This is a genomic window from Chryseobacterium oranimense, from assembly GCF_900129755.1.
Classification (GTDB): Bacteria; Bacteroidota; Bacteroidia; order Flavobacteriales; family Weeksellaceae; genus Chryseobacterium; species Chryseobacterium oranimense.
Genome location: NZ_FQWT01000001.1, coordinates 857,144 through 872,352, shown reverse-complemented (window position 1 = coordinate 872,352; position 15,209 = coordinate 857,144). Strand labels below are relative to the sequence as shown.

At 37.1% G+C, this 15,209-nt stretch carries 18 protein-coding genes; 16 read left to right on the top strand and 2 right to left on the bottom strand.

All coding sequences use genetic code 11. The features are described 5' to 3' along the window. Nucleotides 1-5: 5 nt before the first annotated feature. The 5 genes from BUB03_RS03980 to BUB03_RS03960 all read left to right on the top strand — a co-directional run bounded on the left by BUB03_RS03980 (nt 6) and on the right by BUB03_RS03960 (nt 3,846). Nucleotides 6-986, top strand: coding sequence for a hypothetical protein (locus tag BUB03_RS03980; RefSeq protein ID WP_048506313.1), 981 nt, complete (start codon nt 6-8; stop codon nt 984-986). Nucleotides 987-1,049: 63 nt separating this feature from the next. Further along, nucleotides 1,050-1,559 (top strand): hypothetical protein, encoded by a 510-nt coding sequence (locus BUB03_RS03975; RefSeq protein WP_048506314.1) that lies wholly within the window; start codon nt 1,050-1,052, stop codon nt 1,557-1,559. Nucleotides 1,560-1,684: 125 nt separating this feature from the next. Further along, nucleotides 1,685-2,452 (top strand): DUF2314 domain-containing protein, encoded by a 768-nt coding sequence (locus tag BUB03_RS03970; protein WP_073060403.1) that lies wholly within the window; start codon nt 1,685-1,687, stop codon nt 2,450-2,452. Between the two features lie 20 nt (nt 2,453-2,472). Continuing rightward, on the top strand, nt 2,473-2,793 hold the full coding sequence (locus BUB03_RS03965) for a hypothetical protein (RefSeq protein WP_123868160.1): 321 nt from the start codon (nt 2,473-2,475) through the stop codon (nt 2,791-2,793). A 27-nt stretch (nt 2,794-2,820) separates the two neighbouring features. Then, complete coding sequence (locus BUB03_RS03960; RefSeq protein ID WP_073061301.1) at nt 2,821-3,846, top strand: hypothetical protein; 1,026 nt, start codon at nt 2,821-2,823, stop codon at nt 3,844-3,846. 103 nt (nt 3,847-3,949) lie between these two features. On the opposite strand, the gene mobB is transcribed toward BUB03_RS03960, so the two are convergent. Together mobB and mobA are read right to left on the bottom strand one after the other, a co-directional pair. Further along, nucleotides 3,950-5,212, bottom strand: coding sequence for a conjugal transfer protein MobB (gene mobB / locus BUB03_RS03955; RefSeq protein ID WP_048506318.1), 1,263 nt, complete (start codon nt 5,210-5,212; stop codon nt 3,950-3,952). Next, complete coding sequence (gene mobA / locus BUB03_RS03950; RefSeq protein ID WP_073060400.1) at nt 5,209-5,640, bottom strand: conjugal transfer protein MobA; 432 nt, start codon at nt 5,638-5,640, stop codon at nt 5,209-5,211. The genes mobB and mobA overlap by 4 nt, the downstream gene beginning before the upstream one ends. Nucleotides 5,641-6,048: 408 nt before the next feature. On the opposite strand from mobA, the gene BUB03_RS21775 reads away from it, so the two are divergent. From BUB03_RS21775 to BUB03_RS03900, 11 genes are all read left to right on the top strand, one after another. Then, nucleotides 6,049-6,213 carry a hypothetical protein gene (locus BUB03_RS21775; protein ID WP_157859436.1) on the top strand — a complete coding sequence of 55 codons (165 nt, stop codon included), beginning with the start codon at nt 6,049-6,051 and terminating at the stop codon, nt 6,211-6,213. 204 nt (nt 6,214-6,417) lie between these two features. Further along, nucleotides 6,418-7,197: a ParA family protein gene (locus BUB03_RS03945; RefSeq protein ID WP_048506320.1), complete on the top strand. Its 780-nt coding sequence runs from the start codon at nt 6,418-6,420 to the stop codon at nt 7,195-7,197. Then, the gene (locus tag BUB03_RS03940; protein WP_048506321.1) at nt 7,190-7,588 is read left to right on the top strand and encodes a DUF3408 domain-containing protein; all 399 of its coding nucleotides are present in this window, start codon (nt 7,190-7,192) and stop codon (nt 7,586-7,588) included. Before BUB03_RS03945 ends, BUB03_RS03940 begins: the two co-directional genes overlap by 8 nt. A 30-nt stretch (nt 7,589-7,618) precedes the next feature. Then, the gene (locus tag BUB03_RS03935; RefSeq protein WP_048507112.1) at nt 7,619-7,894 is read left to right on the top strand and encodes a DUF3408 domain-containing protein; all 276 of its coding nucleotides are present in this window, start codon (nt 7,619-7,621) and stop codon (nt 7,892-7,894) included. A gap of 2 nt (nt 7,895-7,896) precedes the next feature. Then, the gene (locus tag BUB03_RS03930; RefSeq protein WP_048506322.1) at nt 7,897-8,511 is read left to right on the top strand and encodes a hypothetical protein; all 615 of its coding nucleotides are present in this window, start codon (nt 7,897-7,899) and stop codon (nt 8,509-8,511) included. Between the two features lie 212 nt (nt 8,512-8,723). After that, a complete protein-coding gene (locus tag BUB03_RS22045) occupies nt 8,724-10,262 on the top strand; it encodes a hypothetical protein (RefSeq protein WP_228417761.1) in 1,539 nt (512 codons plus the stop codon). Between the two features lie 271 nt (nt 10,263-10,533). Beyond that, entirely contained in the window at nt 10,534-10,839 is a 306-nt protein-coding gene (locus BUB03_RS03920) for a DUF4134 domain-containing protein (protein WP_048506323.1), read from the top strand. A gap of 30 nt (nt 10,840-10,869) precedes the next feature. Continuing rightward, nucleotides 10,870-11,703 (top strand): DNA adenine methylase, encoded by an 834-nt coding sequence (locus BUB03_RS03915; RefSeq protein WP_083429476.1) that lies wholly within the window; start codon nt 10,870-10,872, stop codon nt 11,701-11,703. A 9-nt stretch (nt 11,704-11,712) separates the two neighbouring features. Further along, a complete protein-coding gene (locus BUB03_RS03910) occupies nt 11,713-12,048 on the top strand; it encodes a DUF4133 domain-containing protein (protein ID WP_048506324.1) in 336 nt (111 codons plus the stop codon). After that, nucleotides 12,048-14,555, top strand: a complete 2,508-nt coding sequence (locus BUB03_RS03905) for a TraG family conjugative transposon ATPase (RefSeq protein ID WP_048506325.1) — start codon at nt 12,048-12,050, stop codon at nt 14,553-14,555. Before BUB03_RS03910 ends, BUB03_RS03905 begins: the two co-directional genes overlap by 1 nt. 19 nt (nt 14,556-14,574) lie before the next feature. Beyond that, nucleotides 14,575-15,207, top strand: coding sequence for a DUF4141 domain-containing protein (locus tag BUB03_RS03900; protein WP_048506326.1), 633 nt, complete (start codon nt 14,575-14,577; stop codon nt 15,205-15,207). The last annotated feature ends 2 nt before the right edge of the window (nt 15,208-15,209 follow it).

The window sequence follows — 15,209 nt, the reverse complement described above, 5'->3', positions numbered from 1 at the left end:
GATTTATGACGGATAATCCATATTTAAAATTTAAAGATGATGACCTAAAGGAATCTAAAGTTTTAGCCGAAGCATTAAATATTTCTGAAAGTGATTTTTTAAAAATTCAGGATTGGTTTGACCAGTTACTTCTATATCATCAAGAATTAACAAGTGATAAGGAAGAACAATTCAATGCGGAAAAGAACTTGGAGAATAGTTTCCATGAACTGATCTCATCAGAAATTGAAAAGAACAGCTATAAGTACATCCTGCCAAAATTGTTGCATTATAACAATGAATTTAATGGCGCATTTTTAAGGTCGTTATACGTCGCCAGATTGGGAGCTTTGCTCGGAAATAATCTTATCCCAAATTTTGTGAATGACAAGATGATTACGTATTCACCGGAAGATTATTTTCATATTACGGTTTATCTTAAGCATAACTATTTTGTTTCGCCGAACAGCAACTTTTTGGAAGGTATTATAAAAATTGAACAGTCCAGAAGTATTTTCAAAAAAGCTACTGTGGAAGTTAAACTATCAACTTTGAAAAATATACTGGAAATTATAAATCAGATCAGCTTCCACCATGACGTAATCTGTTTTAAAAAGATTTTAAAATTAGTGTCTCCCAAAGACATTTTATTGATTGATTATCTGAAAAAATTTAAAGTTGCCAATAATCAGTGCTGCTACAGAATTATTAACCGAATTATGAATTTGGAAATAGTTGAAAACAGTTGGGATGACTTTGAGATTAAAGTTCAGCTGATTCATTTCTTTGACACAGCGAGAGGCGCAAATCCCAGTTCGAGTTGGTTAAAAAAGTTAGATGAACTGACCGTAAGAGTAGGCAGTTCTAAACTTTTACAAACAGCAAATACAGTTTTGGATAATAATAATTGTACGGATCATAAAATAGATTATGGGGTCCAATGGAGCGATGATACGGCAAAACGATTTTTGAAATCGGCGCAATGGATTAAGGACATTTGTCGGTAAAAAAAATTAAAATTCGCTATTTGCCTAAATTGAGAAAAATTATAAAATTCCTCGTCAAATAAAATGGGTAAAAGAGTAAAAACAGAAATCGGGGACATATTCTCGGTGGAATTAGAAAATGGGAATAAAAAATATTTCCAATACATCGCTAATGACCGAACCCAATTGAACAGCGATGTTATTAGATCATTTAAAAGAGAATATCCAGCCCGTGTAATTCCTGATTATTCGGAACTGTTGAAGGGCGATATTGAATTTCATGCACATACCGTGATCAATATTGGAGTAAAACAGGGCTTATATATGCAGGAAGGTAAAAGTATTGTTTATCCAACTTTAGAGGAAGTCTTATTTCGGGATACAAATGATTATGGTAATAAAGTTGGGGATGAACCGATAAAAGTTTCTGAAAGGTGGTTTGTATGGAAAATTAATGATGAAGGTTTCAGAAAAGTTGGTAAACTGGAAGGAGAAAACCGAATCGCGGAAATTGGAATTGTAATACCGCCTTTTGCAATAGCGGAACGAATTAGGACAGGAAAATACAATTTCGTCTATCCAGATTTTGACTAAATAGATGGCAATATGAATAGCCTTACAATTAAGTTTTTTGGATGCTAATTTTAACCATAATAAAATACCCAATATTACCTATTTAAAAAGAAGCCACCAATTTCCCCCAAAGTATTAAGAGAATAATGGACAATCATATAACAATTGAGGTCGATGATAAATTTATATATAATTTATATAAGGCCAGCAGCACGCTATGGTACTTCGATCAGTTGATCGCAGGTGGATTTACAGGATATAATTCTATAAAGTTCAAAGACAAAAATGATGTTTTCGTTTGGTTGGAAAATATTGAAATTGAAGGAAAATATTACAAAGGAGTTCTCGCTGAAACAGGTCAGCCGGAAATCGTTCTCCGAAAAGAATCTGTTGACTGGCTGTTAATAGATAACCAACGACTGATAGGTGGCTACACCATACGTCATTATTACAATATGCTATCAGAGGATGAAAGAGTAAATTTTGAAATATATTGTGGATATCGTATTGATCATGGGAATGATTTTTTCAGACCAGACCGTTCAACTCCTGAAGGTGCAATAATCACTTTGGAAAATTTTTACAATGAAAATAATATGGAAGGTATTTTATCCTGTAAAGATTTTTATCTGGAAGCGGAAAATGTGATGCAAGAACACAATATGGATTGGGATTCAGAAATCCATTCTAAAGTAGTAAGCGTGCTGAGGGTTTCTCTATTAGAGGATTTAGAGAATAAAGGTTTTCCAAATTTTGAGACCATTGAGCGCATGTTCAACCTTATAGAGAGAAGAAAAGATCAGGAGCTAATTGAAGAAACGCTTTACTATCCGGACGGATTTATAACGGTCAATAAATTTTGGGTTGGTCTAACAAAGGATAACGGTTGGAAAGTGTTGAATCTTGTTGAATAAAAAAATTAATGCAGGTAGCCATGAAATTAGATGAAATTATAAAAGCAATCAGAAGAAATACGATTAATGATTTCCTCACCGAAGAAGTGAGTGATATGGACTATGAGAAAATCATTCTGTATGGAGAGTACTCTATAGGAACTGATACAAATTATAGATTCTTTAAATTAAAAAGGGCAATGAAGGAATTACTCAATGATAATGGGATTACATATGAACGGCTTTGTTCACTAAAAGAACTTGGTTTATTAATAGATTATTATCTTTCTAAGTATGATCGAAAGACAGATGACGTACTTGCAATTGACATTATAGACCATATTCAAAATCCAGATTTTTAAATATATCCCATGTTGGGAACCAAAATTATGAAATACTTCTATCTCTCTTTATTTATCTTTTTTGCAGGGGTAATCAAAGCCCAGGTGAACCAGTTTTATACCGATGCCTACCAGACTATTGATAATATGCTGGACGATAAGCAGAAATACAGTTTTAAAACTGCTGTTCTGAGTGTGGAAAATGCATATTATCAGGGCAAACTAGACACAGTTGAGCTTGACAGGAAAATCCGATTTATGGCCAACTTTTGCAAAACAATTATTAAGAACCGGGATCTTACTTACAATGAAAAAGATAAGGAGACGGTTAGCAAATATGCTGCAATTTTCTCGGTGATCTGTGAGGAAACGCCAATTTTAATAAACCAGGATACGATTCGCTACAAACCATTTTCTTATGATTTTGAGGACGTGTTTGGACACAGAGAGCTGGCGAATCTGTTTGTTTCCAAACTGATAAATACACAGAAAGGCAACTGTAACTCGTTGCCCTACCTATATAAGATCCTCGCCGAGGAAATTGGTGTAAATGCTAATTTGGCCCTTGCTCCCAATCATATTTATATAAAGCATAACATTAAGTCAATAGGTTGGTATAATACCGAACTTACCAGTGGTATATTCCCACAGGATTCCTGGCTAATGGCATCGGGGTTTATCCATTTGGATGCGATTGAAAATGGTGTATATATGAAAGCGCTTGATGATAAAGAAAGCTTAGCGTTGTGCTTGGTAGATCTGGCAAATGCATTTAATAGGTCTTTTCCGGATAATGATGGCAGCTTCGCTTTAAAATGTGCTGATCGTGCGATACAAATATTTCCGAATCTGATAACGGCCTTAATTCTAAAAACGGAAACGCATAAAAACCAATATTTAAAACTTGAAAAAAATTCTTCAAGTGCTGTCAGGCTGCTTTCAAAAATCAATGCTGAATATAGTTACATACATAAGATCGGATACAGAAATATGCCGGAAGGAATGTATTTAGAGTGGTTAACATCATTAAAAATCGAAAGAAAAAAATATAGTGATCAAAGAGTAGTACTTTGAATAAATCAATAACTGTTAGTTCTTGAAATTAAAAGTTCGACTTCTAATTGTAATTTGTTTACTGCCACTTTTTCAAATATTGCCTAAAAAAAAGATAAATAGATCACAGTTTTCTACGTTTACGTTTACTCTTTCTTTTCATCCGGTTTTCAAAATCAATTTCCTCAAAATCTTCTCCCTGTGATCCTGGTATCATTGAGCCCGTTCCCTCAATAAAATTATCGGTCAGATTGGTTAAAATTCCTTCATCTATGAAATCAAATAATTTATGGATCGGCAGGTCATTTTTTTGACCAGTACCATAATCATCGCTGAGTGGCCTTGCCCCTATCGACCAATACTCGTTAAAGAAATTTGCAGAAAGGTTCTTCCCTAACTGTGAGCCGTTCCAGACAGAATGACTTTCATGGTCGATAAAAGTTACACCATAAATTCTACCTTCATCATTTCTGCGTACTACAATATTGATTCCCTGTTTTGCCAACTGTTTTTTAAATTCTATCTCACTATTGGTAATTGCTAGAACAGATTCACAGGTATTCTTTAAAATTGATTTTGCTGGGCTGGATTTCATAGCGATTTTGCTTTCTTCAAAATGACTGAGTAGAAATTCCATTCCAGCCTTTTTTCCGAATAATGAAGCTTTAAAAGGATTGCTCGCTTTATTACCTTTTTCATCCAACGCAAAATAAACAAGACCACTTTTAGGCTGTCCCTGAATTTCTCCTTTAACCTCTTCGGCGGTGATATTAAATAATGATAAAAGCGCGTTATACCCCCCAAGAGTCTGAAATTGGTAGTGTTGGGGTATATATCGGACCACCGCTGAAATCTGGCTCTTGATATTTCCTTTTTTATGGTTAACAGGTCTAAAATTAAGCTCATCTTTAGTTAATTTTTCCGTTGCGGGCAATAACCCATATTCCTTTTCAATATTCCTGCAGATAGTCATCGATTTGCCGTGATCATTATAATCGGGAATTTTCTTTCCGTCAGATTTTACACATGTGGTAACTATGTGCATATGGGTTCTTTCAATATCTGTATGTTTAAATATAATGTAAGGCTGATTTCCAAATCCCATTTTTTTCATATATTCATTGGCAATATTAATAAGATCATCGTCCACTACTTTATCATTCGGATCAGGATTTAAAGAAATATGACGGATTGGTTTCTCTGTTTTATTGTTAGCTGTAAGATATGGATCAAAACATTTCATTAGATAACTGACCGAATAAGTTCCATCGAAACTTTCCGGCATATTATTAAGACCAAGAATCTCCCCATTTTCACTTGCTACTTTTTGAAAATTGTAGGTAATTACTCCGTAAAGGTTTGCTCCTTTCCCAATTTTAGCGATCATTTTTCAAGGTGTTTTTTTTCAAATTCGCGTGTTAAGTCAATGATTTTCCGACAAAGTTCTGCAAGTTCAGCAGTCTGATTTTCTATTTTGAAAAGATATGCCGCGGCCTTTTTCTCTGAAAAATTTCGGTATAAAATCTTTACTATCTGGTTATAATTTACGCCTATTGATCGGAATTGGCTATATAAATTGGTTAACCTGGTATGATAATCCACTGCATTCATATCAATTTTTACTGTCTTTATGGTTCTATCAAACATGCAAGCTGTGATAAAATGGGCCATTACTTTCATACCTGACTTCTCAAATAGCGATAAGAAACGATCATTCTCCTTATCGTTCAAACTTATGGAATACCGGTGTCTTGCCGGATCAACCTTGGGCTTGCGCCCAGACTTTTTGATTTGCTCTTTTTTTTGATTGTCCATTGTCAAAAATTAATGTTTTAATGAAAACCTCGACTTCGGAGAGTGTTTTTAAAGCCCCGCTAGGGCAAGTTGTTTTGAGCGGCGGAATTTATTTCGAGCTGCTCAAAAGATAACTTGCTCCTTTCCGATGAAAGGATTCCGCCAGCGATGGCGGATTGAGTAACAACGATTAAAGGATTTTATTTTTTAAATCCATCAACAGTATATGAGCTTCTTTTATGTCTTCCACGAATCCTATACAAAGTAAAGGCTAGTTTTTCAAAGGCTCACCATATCAACAAGAGCCAAAAACCGCCGCTTCTGGTCAATCAATTCCAGGTAATTATAGTGCATTAAAAAATACTTCTTCTTTGTGCTATCAAGCAAGATAAGCTGATAGTTTTCCGGATATCAGGCAGGCAAAAAGTCATGGGGGCAAATCATCAGGCCAGTTATACAGCGAACTTGTTTTCAAGCCTGCCAGAAAACATGATTTCAGGACGACAGTCGAGTTATGATCCTGTCCCGCCTGAAAAATATCCGGGATTCAGGGATGAAGGAAGAATTGATGGACAGATTGCTTTCCGGAAATAAATAAGATCGGCAGGATGGATAGAAAGTCTGAAGGATAGGATGAAAATCGGCAAGAATGCAGGCTTGACGGATTCCTTTTGGAAAATCAGTCAGTCATTCTATCTGGAAAGAGAACAATAAATATGGCAAGCCATCACGCAGGAGATCCGGTTTGCAGGATAGACCAAATACTATTTTATAATAATTTTTAAAAATCTTAAAAAAATGGAAAAAAAGAAAAAAACATTATTTGTGGCATTCTCCAGCCAAAAGGGAGGTGTCGGTAAAAGTACTTTCACCGCGATTTTAGCGAGTACATTACATTATAGTCGAGGACTTAATGTAGCTGTTTTTGACTGCGACTATCCCCAACACAGTCTTGCCCAGATGAGACAGAGAGACCAATCCGCAATTATGAAAAATGAGACCTTTAAAAAATTGGCTTTCCAACAATTTAAGACAATAAATAAGAAAGCTTATCCCATATTTCAATGTAAGCCTGAACTTGCCTTAAAAGAAGCAGAGCAATTTTTAAAATTGTCGCCCATTCCTGTTGACATCATATTTTTTGATCTACCTGGAACAGTTAACACTCCCGGCCTTCTAAGCACTCTTGCGGGAATGAACCACATTTTTTCTCCGATAACTGCGGATCGCGTTGTGCTTGAAAGTACACTTTCTTTTACCGATGTCATGACCAACGTTTTGATCAAAAATGGAGAGACCTCGATTGAAACAATTAGACTCTTCTGGAATCAGGTAGACGGCAGGGAAAGGTCTGTTCTATATAACCATTATGATAAAATAATTCATGAACTGGGATTGACATTGATGGAAACTAGAGTTACTGACAGCAAACGATTCAGAAAAGAAAGTGAATCAGAAGCGAAAACGGTTTTTAGGTCAACTCTGCTCCCACCGGATAGAAGACTTGTAAGGTCCTGTAAAATGGATATGTTCATTGAGGAATTTCTGAAAACAATAAAACTGAAGGATAATGGATAAAAATGAGAAAAAAGCGAACCTCCCAAAAGTTGATGAAGAATATCTTATGCAAGTTATGGCTGAGGGTACACGGGATCCAAATCTGCCAGTTCAGCAAGAACCTTCTGCTGAAAATAAGCCTGTGGTGAAAGATAAACCGAAAGGAAAAAGACAGCCAGAAGGAAGCTACGGGGAACTTTTTCTTAAAAATCATTCCATGAACCGAAGAGGTGAAAAGAGTATCTATATCAGGCCGGAATATCATGAACGTTTATCAAGAATAGTACAGGTTATTGGCGAAGATAAAATCCCGTTGTATGCCTATCTAGACAATATTCTGAATCACCACTTTGAACTTTTTGAAAAGGCAATTACAGATGACTTCAATGATAAGTTTAAACCAATCTTCTAATTATTTCAATTTATAACAATGAATATCAAAATGAAAAAACAACAGAATAGCCAATTGAAAAAAACACTTCATATAGATGAGTATGAATGTGCTTTTTTAAAGCCGACAAGTACTGTAGCCAGATGTGGAAAATCGGTTTACATATGTTCGGATTTTCACAAGAAACTTACCCGGATCGTATGTATCCTTGGGGACGGTGAAATTACCCTCACTGACTATATCCATAATGTCCTGAAGCAGCATTTTGAAAATTTCGCTGACGAGATAAACACAATCCATGCCCTGAACCAAAAACCAATATTATAACGATGGAAGTATTGATTTTAATCTTTCTTTTAACAATAATCATTCTTTTGTTGAAAGATAAATTGGTTATAAACAAAATTACAAGAACTCAGATCGTCGCTCCTAAGAAAGATCAGAAGGATATCATGGGCAAATCCAACTATGATGGAAGACTTACCGCGCCAAGTGTATCCACTGAAAGCCAAATAAATGAGCGAAAGGATAAAGAGAATAATTTTGAAATGAAAACCGAGGGAAAGGGTTTAGAACATCCTGTTCCAGATGGAAATTCTGATGAAAATTCCGAAGAGCAAATTGACTACGAGGAAGAAGAGGAAGAATTTAAAAACATGGGACTTCCAAATGATGTCAGAGGGTATGCCAAAGGGGTTTCCTTTCAGGAACTCAATGATGCCGGGCAGGTATTAAGGAACAATGATCCGGAACCTGTTTCAGTTAAAAAGGCCGTTGCTGTAGTTCGTAAAATAGAAGGTACCGACCTGTTCTATCTTTTGGAAAATGCTATGGAAGGTTCATCCCGTAAGATCGCAGATCTTTTGAATAAGAATTTGCCAAACGAAGAAGAACCTAAAACTTCTGAAAACAGTGATGATTTTAACATTGGGGATTTTATTTAAGATCCCCTTTGTTTTTTTACCGGCTTTCAAGTCATTAGTTCTTTAAAAAATCCTTCTCATTATTTGCCGTTGAAGTACAAAACCTGTTATATGATTTATTTTTAGGGCGACAGCGCAATTGAAAGACAAAAGATGCCCTAAAATTCCTTTTAAACAATGCTATTGCTTTTCCAAACATTTTTGCTCCATAACAATAACAAATATTCATTATTATGGAACAGACCAAAAGACAACTCCCGGAAATTGAAATAAGTGGAACTGTTTTTCAATTTGACATTGATAGGCTTGCTCTTATAGAAAAAGACAATCCAGCCAATTCGATCAGCTTTGCCTACATGGAAGATCATGGGACACACTATTCCTTTAATTACAGCCCAATCTCTAAAAATCACGATTTTATCGTTATCGATCCCGAATTTGACGACACTGGAAAAATTATCCTTGATCCTTATTTTGAGACCAGCCAGAATGTTAAAATTCCAAGGATTACAGAGATTGATCCATTAGGGTTTAGCCAGAAGTACAATTGCACCAGCAAAGATATGGTTGAGAAGACTGACTTTGAATTGATGGTTAACCAGGATGTTTACAATAAGAGAATTGACGGTCATCCCGTCAAAGTAAACATTTGCGGCAATCAATATGTTGTTGATCCGGACAATGATATCTTATGGTCGATTCAGGGAAAACCGGACATTGACCTTGACCTGGTTAGAGATTATTATAGTGACAAAAACAGAGCATATAATATATTGTATGAACCTGCAACCGGACGGGTTATTGATCTCAAAAAGGAAAGTGTTATGGATACTGAGTCTGTTAGGCTTGTGGAGATTCCAGACATAAGAACCATAGATCCTATAGGTAAAAACCATGCGGCAAAATTACCGCTAAAATTTGGCCTTTTATACCATGATCTAAAGCTTGAATACGACCTTGCCTACAGTCTGAACGAAATTAGCCAGGTTATACCAGCAAATAGGAATGATCAGGGCCAACTGGAATTACTGATCGAGGGGACTACATTTATTGTCGATATCAATAGATTTGAGTTCCGTGACAAGTCCGATCCAAATAATGTAATTCCGTTAAAAGAAATGCAGGACAGTGGTGATGGATATCTGATCGAATATAATGACAAGGATATTCACTTACCTGAATTTGTTGTACTTGATCCTTCAGGCATGGCAAAAAAATACAACGTCTCCATCATGGAAGTGGAATCGCATGATGACTTTCATTTTATGGTTGATCAACAGGCTTTTCACAGCCGGATGCAGGGCAAACTTCCAACTATCGATATTGAAGGCCATACCTTTACTGTTGACATCAGGATGAATATGCTCCGTTCGGCAACTGATTTCGCATCTAAAGGGATAAATTTTGATGATATTGACCACTATTATTCGGAAGAGAAAGATGCTTATCTCATTCCGTACGATCCCATAAAACATGAATTTCGCGAATTGGACTACGCAAATATTTCCAGCATTCCAAAAGATCTGATCGCCATTGAATTTCCATTTCAAACAAAACTTGATCCGATTGGATGGAACCGTGAAGGTGGGTGGGATCTGAAAAGTGATTTAAAATGGCTTGGCGTACAGAGCCATTTTGAAGCCAAGAAAATTCTCTGGGAAAAAACTTTTATTGTTGATGTCATCAAAGAAAATAAGGAAAAACAACAAAAAAGTCAGGACAATCAAAAGGCCAATAATCAGTCAAAGAAAAGTAAAGGGCGGAAATTCTAACCATTTCAAACTATAAGATTAAAAGTGCTAGTTCTTAGAATCTAGCACTTTTTTTTGTTCCCCAGAAAGATAAAATCGTCCCATCCGCTGACCTGTATTCTAGGGTTATAAATACTCATTATTTAGGTCGCAAAAGTACCCCCTGACAACCTTAGAAAGCCAAATAATTCCACGGATTTCCAATTTAAAAGAGTGCTTTCAATTCTATCTCACATTTGCCATGTAAGCCTGCAGGGTGCAGGAAAAGAATAACAAAAAATTCGATTAAAACATGGAAAAACAAAGAAAAAGAATTTTGATGACAGCATTGTTAATGATGTCAACTTTTGGCGCATTTGCCCAGGGAAACGGTCAGGGCGGTATTCAGGAAGCAACTCAAATGGTTACTTCTTATTTTGATCCTGCAACAAAATTGGTTTATGCTATCGGCGCAGTAGTCGGGCTGATTGGAGGTGTCAAGGTTTACAACAAATTTAGCTCTGGTGACCCCGATACCAGTAAGACTGCTGCCAGTTGGTTTGGAGCATGTATTTTTTTAATTGTCGCGGCTACGATCTTACGATCATTCTTCCTGTAGCCTTCAATTCAAACCTTCAAATCAACAGCTATGACGACAGCAAAAAAAATAGTTACTCCATTAACATATTATGGGGGTAAACAAAAACTCGCAAAGGTTATAATTCCTCTTATCCCGCCACATAAAACATACGTTGAGCCTTTTGTCGGTGGCGGGGCTATATTTTGGTCAAAACCTATTACCGAGGTTGAAGTTATCAACGACTACAATAGGGAATTGATCAATTTCTACGAAATGGTCCAAAACCAGTTCGTAGAATTGGAAAAGCTGATCAGAATAAGTCTCCACAGTAGATCCTTACACAACGACGCCCTAGTGATTTACAACAACCCTCACTTATTTGACAGGTTAAAGCGTGCCTGGGCAGTATGGGTTCTCTGTAACCAATCCTTTAGTTCAATTATCGGGGACACCTGGGGCTACGACAAAACCAGTTCTACGAGCGCCAGAAAGATCAGCAATAAGCGCAACTCATTTTCAGAGGAATATGCGATCAGGTTACAGAATGTTCAAATCGAGAATACCGATGCTCTCCGCATCATTAATTCACGCGATCACATTTCTGCATTTCATTACTGTGATCCACCATATTACAATTCTGACTGTGGCCATTATGACGGCTATACGAGAGAAGATTATTCCTCACTCCTACGGTGCCTGTCCCAGATCAGTGGGAAATTTCTGCTGAGCAGTTATCCGAGCCCTGAGTTAAAGCAATACATAAAAAACGAGGGCTGGTACACTTTACAGATGCAGTCCAGTGTAATGGTGGATAATGCACATGGAAAACCGCATAAAAAGAAGATTGAGGTCTTGACGGCGAATTACGACCTGAACGCAATTCAGGGAACTATAAACTTTTAGACCATACCGATGAAAACATTTAATATCAATAAAGGTGTGGGCCGTTCGGTTGAATTTAAAGGGCTTAAGGCCCAGTACCTTTTCATTTTTGCGGCAGGTCTTCTGGGTGTATTGATCCTGGTCATGATCATGTACATGATTGGTCTAAACTCCTATGTATGCCTTGTACTGGGAACTACGGGATCATCGGTTCTCATCTGGCAGACTTTCTCACTTAATGGGAAGTATGGTGAACATGGACTTATGAAAATAGCTTCAAAAAAGCGACATCCTAGGTTCATTATCAGCCAAAAGCGGATTTATCGCTTACTAAAATCCAAGTTGAATTTCAAATCAATCAAATAATGAGAAATATGGCAAAGACAAGGACACTTGAATCAAGGTTTCCGCTACTTGCAGTTGAAGAGAACTGTATTATATCGAAAGAAGCGGACATCACTGTATGTTTCAAAGTTATCCTTCCGGAAGTATTTACGGTATCATCTGCTGAGTATGATGCAATGCACTCTGCCTGGCATAAAGCGATAAAAACCTTGCCCGATCATTCAATCGTGCTAAAACAGGATTGGTTCATTAAAGAGAGTTATGAACCGGATCTTTCCAAAGAAGATATAAGCTTTTTAGGGAAATCCTATCAACAGCATTTCAATGAGCGACCATTCTTAAACCATTACTGTTATCTATTTCTGACCAAGACCAGTAAGGAAAGAATGCGGATGCAATCTAATTTCTCCTCGCTTTGCAAAGGTGTCTTGATACCCAAAGAAATACGTGACAAAGAAAACATCCATAGGTTCATGGAGGCCGTGGCACAGTTTGAACGGATTTTAAATGACAGTGGATTTATATCTCTTGAAAGGCTTACGAGTGAGGAAATTACCGGAACTGACAATGTTCCTGGCCTCCTTGACCAATACTTAACCCTTTCAAGAGCCAAAGATGAACCTTTACAGGACATATCTCTTGGAAACGAAGAAGTGCGCGTTGGTAATAAAAGGCTCTGTGTACATACCTTATCGGACACCGATGATCTTCCTGGTACTGTTTCAATAGATAGCAGGTACGAGAAACTATCAACGGACCGTAGTGACTGTTTACTGTCATTTGCTTCACCTGTTGGTTTGTTGCTTAACTGTAATCATATCTACAACCAATACATCTTTTTGGATAATTCTGACGATAACCTCAGAAAATTTGAGAAATCCGCACGGAACATGCATTCGTTGGCAAAGTATAGCCGAAGCAATCAGATAAATCGGGAATGGATCGAAAAATATCTCAATGAAGCGCATTCTTTTGGTCTTTCTTCGATAAGGGCACATTTCAATGTGATAGCCTGGTCAGATGATCCTGCAGAGTTGAAACGTATAAAAAATGATACCGGCAGTGCACTGGCCCTAATGGAATGCAAGCCAAGACATAACACTGTTGATGTCGCTACGCTGTTTTGGGCAGCAATGCCCGGCAATGCAGGCGACTTTCCAAGTGAGGAAAGCTTCTATACGTTTATTGAACCAGCGCTCTGTTTTTTTACCGAGGAAACAAATTACCATGATTCCCCCTCTCATTTCGGGATAAAAATGGCAGATCGGCTCACGGGAAAACCAGTTCATCTGGATATATCTGATTTCCCGATGAAAAAAGGTATCATCACAAACAGAAATAAATTCATTCTTGGTCCTTCCGGTTCGGGCAAGTCTTTTTTCACTAACCACATGGTTCGCCAATACTGGGAACAGGGATCGCATGTTTTATTGATCGATACCGGGAATTCATATCAGGGGTTATGTGAAATGATAAAGGGTAAGACCAAAGGGCAAGACGGGGTATATTTCACTTACACCGAAGATAATCCAATATCCTTTAACCCATTCTATACAGACGACAACGTTTTTGATATTGAAAAAAGGGAAAGTATTAAGACGCTTATCCTAACACTATGGAAGCGAGATGATGAACCACCAAAACGTTCAGAAGAAGTTGCTTTATCGAATGCGGTAAGCGGGTACATCGAACATATTAAAAACAGCGATGTTAAACCGTCCTTCAATGGATTTTACGAATATGTCAAGAACGAATACAAGCAAGTTCTCCAAGCCAAGGAAGTCCGGGAAAAAGACTTTGACCTTGCCAATTTTCTAAATGTGCTAGAGCCTTACTATAAAGGTGGAGAATATGACTATTTACTAAATTCCGAAAAGGAGCTGGATCTACTGAATAAACGGTTTATTGTTTTCGAAATCGACGCTATCAAGGATCATAAAATTCTTTTCCCCATTGTGACCATTATTATAATGGAAACTTTTATCAATAAGATGAGGCGGTTAAAGGGTATCCGGAAGCTAATTCTGATTGAAGAGGCTTGGAAAGCGATAGCAAAAGAAGGTTTCGCGGAATACATAAAATACCTCTTTAAAACGGTCAGAAAATTCTTCGGAGAAGCAATCGTCGTGACCCAAGAGGTAGATGACATCATTCATTCACCCGTGGTCAAAGAGACTATCATCAACAACTCTGATTGCAAAATTCTCCTTGATCAGCGTAAATATATGAATAAGTTCGATGACATCCAAGCGATGCTAGGTCTTACCGAAAAAGAGAAATCCCAGATACTTTCGATCAATATGAACAATGATCCTTCCAGAAAATATAAGGAAGTATGGATCGGGCTTGGGGGCACTCACTCTGCAGTCTACGCAACGGAGGTTTCAATGGCCGAATATTATGCCTATACCACGGAAGAAACCGAAAAACTGGAGGTCATGCAACTGGCTGAGGAACTCGGCGGGAATGTTGAGCATGCCATAAAACGCATTGTTCTCAAAAATACCGCAAATCAAAATAATAATTAATCTCTAAAATTTTAAAACAATGAAAAAGATCATTTTCATGGTGATGATGGCATTTACATTCGCCTTCACACCATTAGCAAAGGCGCAGTGGGTAGTAACCGATCCGACAAATCTTGCATCGGGTATTGTCAACAGTGCAAACGAGATTGTCCAGACATCCTCGACAGTTTCAAATGTAATCAAGAATTTCAACGAAGTCAAGCGAGTCTATGAGCAAGGAAAAGAATACTACGATAAGCTCAAGGCTGTAAATAATCTAGTAAAAGACGCGCGCAAAGTTCAGCAAACAGTTTTACTCGTTGGCGATGTATCTGAAATGTACGTTACCAATTTTGGTAAAATGATGAATGACCCCAATTTCAAACCGAATGAACTGGCAGCCATTGCAAACGGCTATTCTGCCTTGCTTAATGAGAGTACTGAGCTTTTAAAAGAATTAAAGCAGATTATCACTGCCAACGGCCTATCTCTTAATGACAAGGAAAGAATGGAAGTTATTGATAAAGTATACAAGGAAGTAAGGGAATACCATGCCCTTGTAAAATACTTTACCAACAAAAATATTTCCGTGAGTATCATTCGTGCCAAGAAGAAAAACAATACCCAACGAGTTCTTGAACTCTATGGAAATCCTGATCAAAAATATTGGTAAAT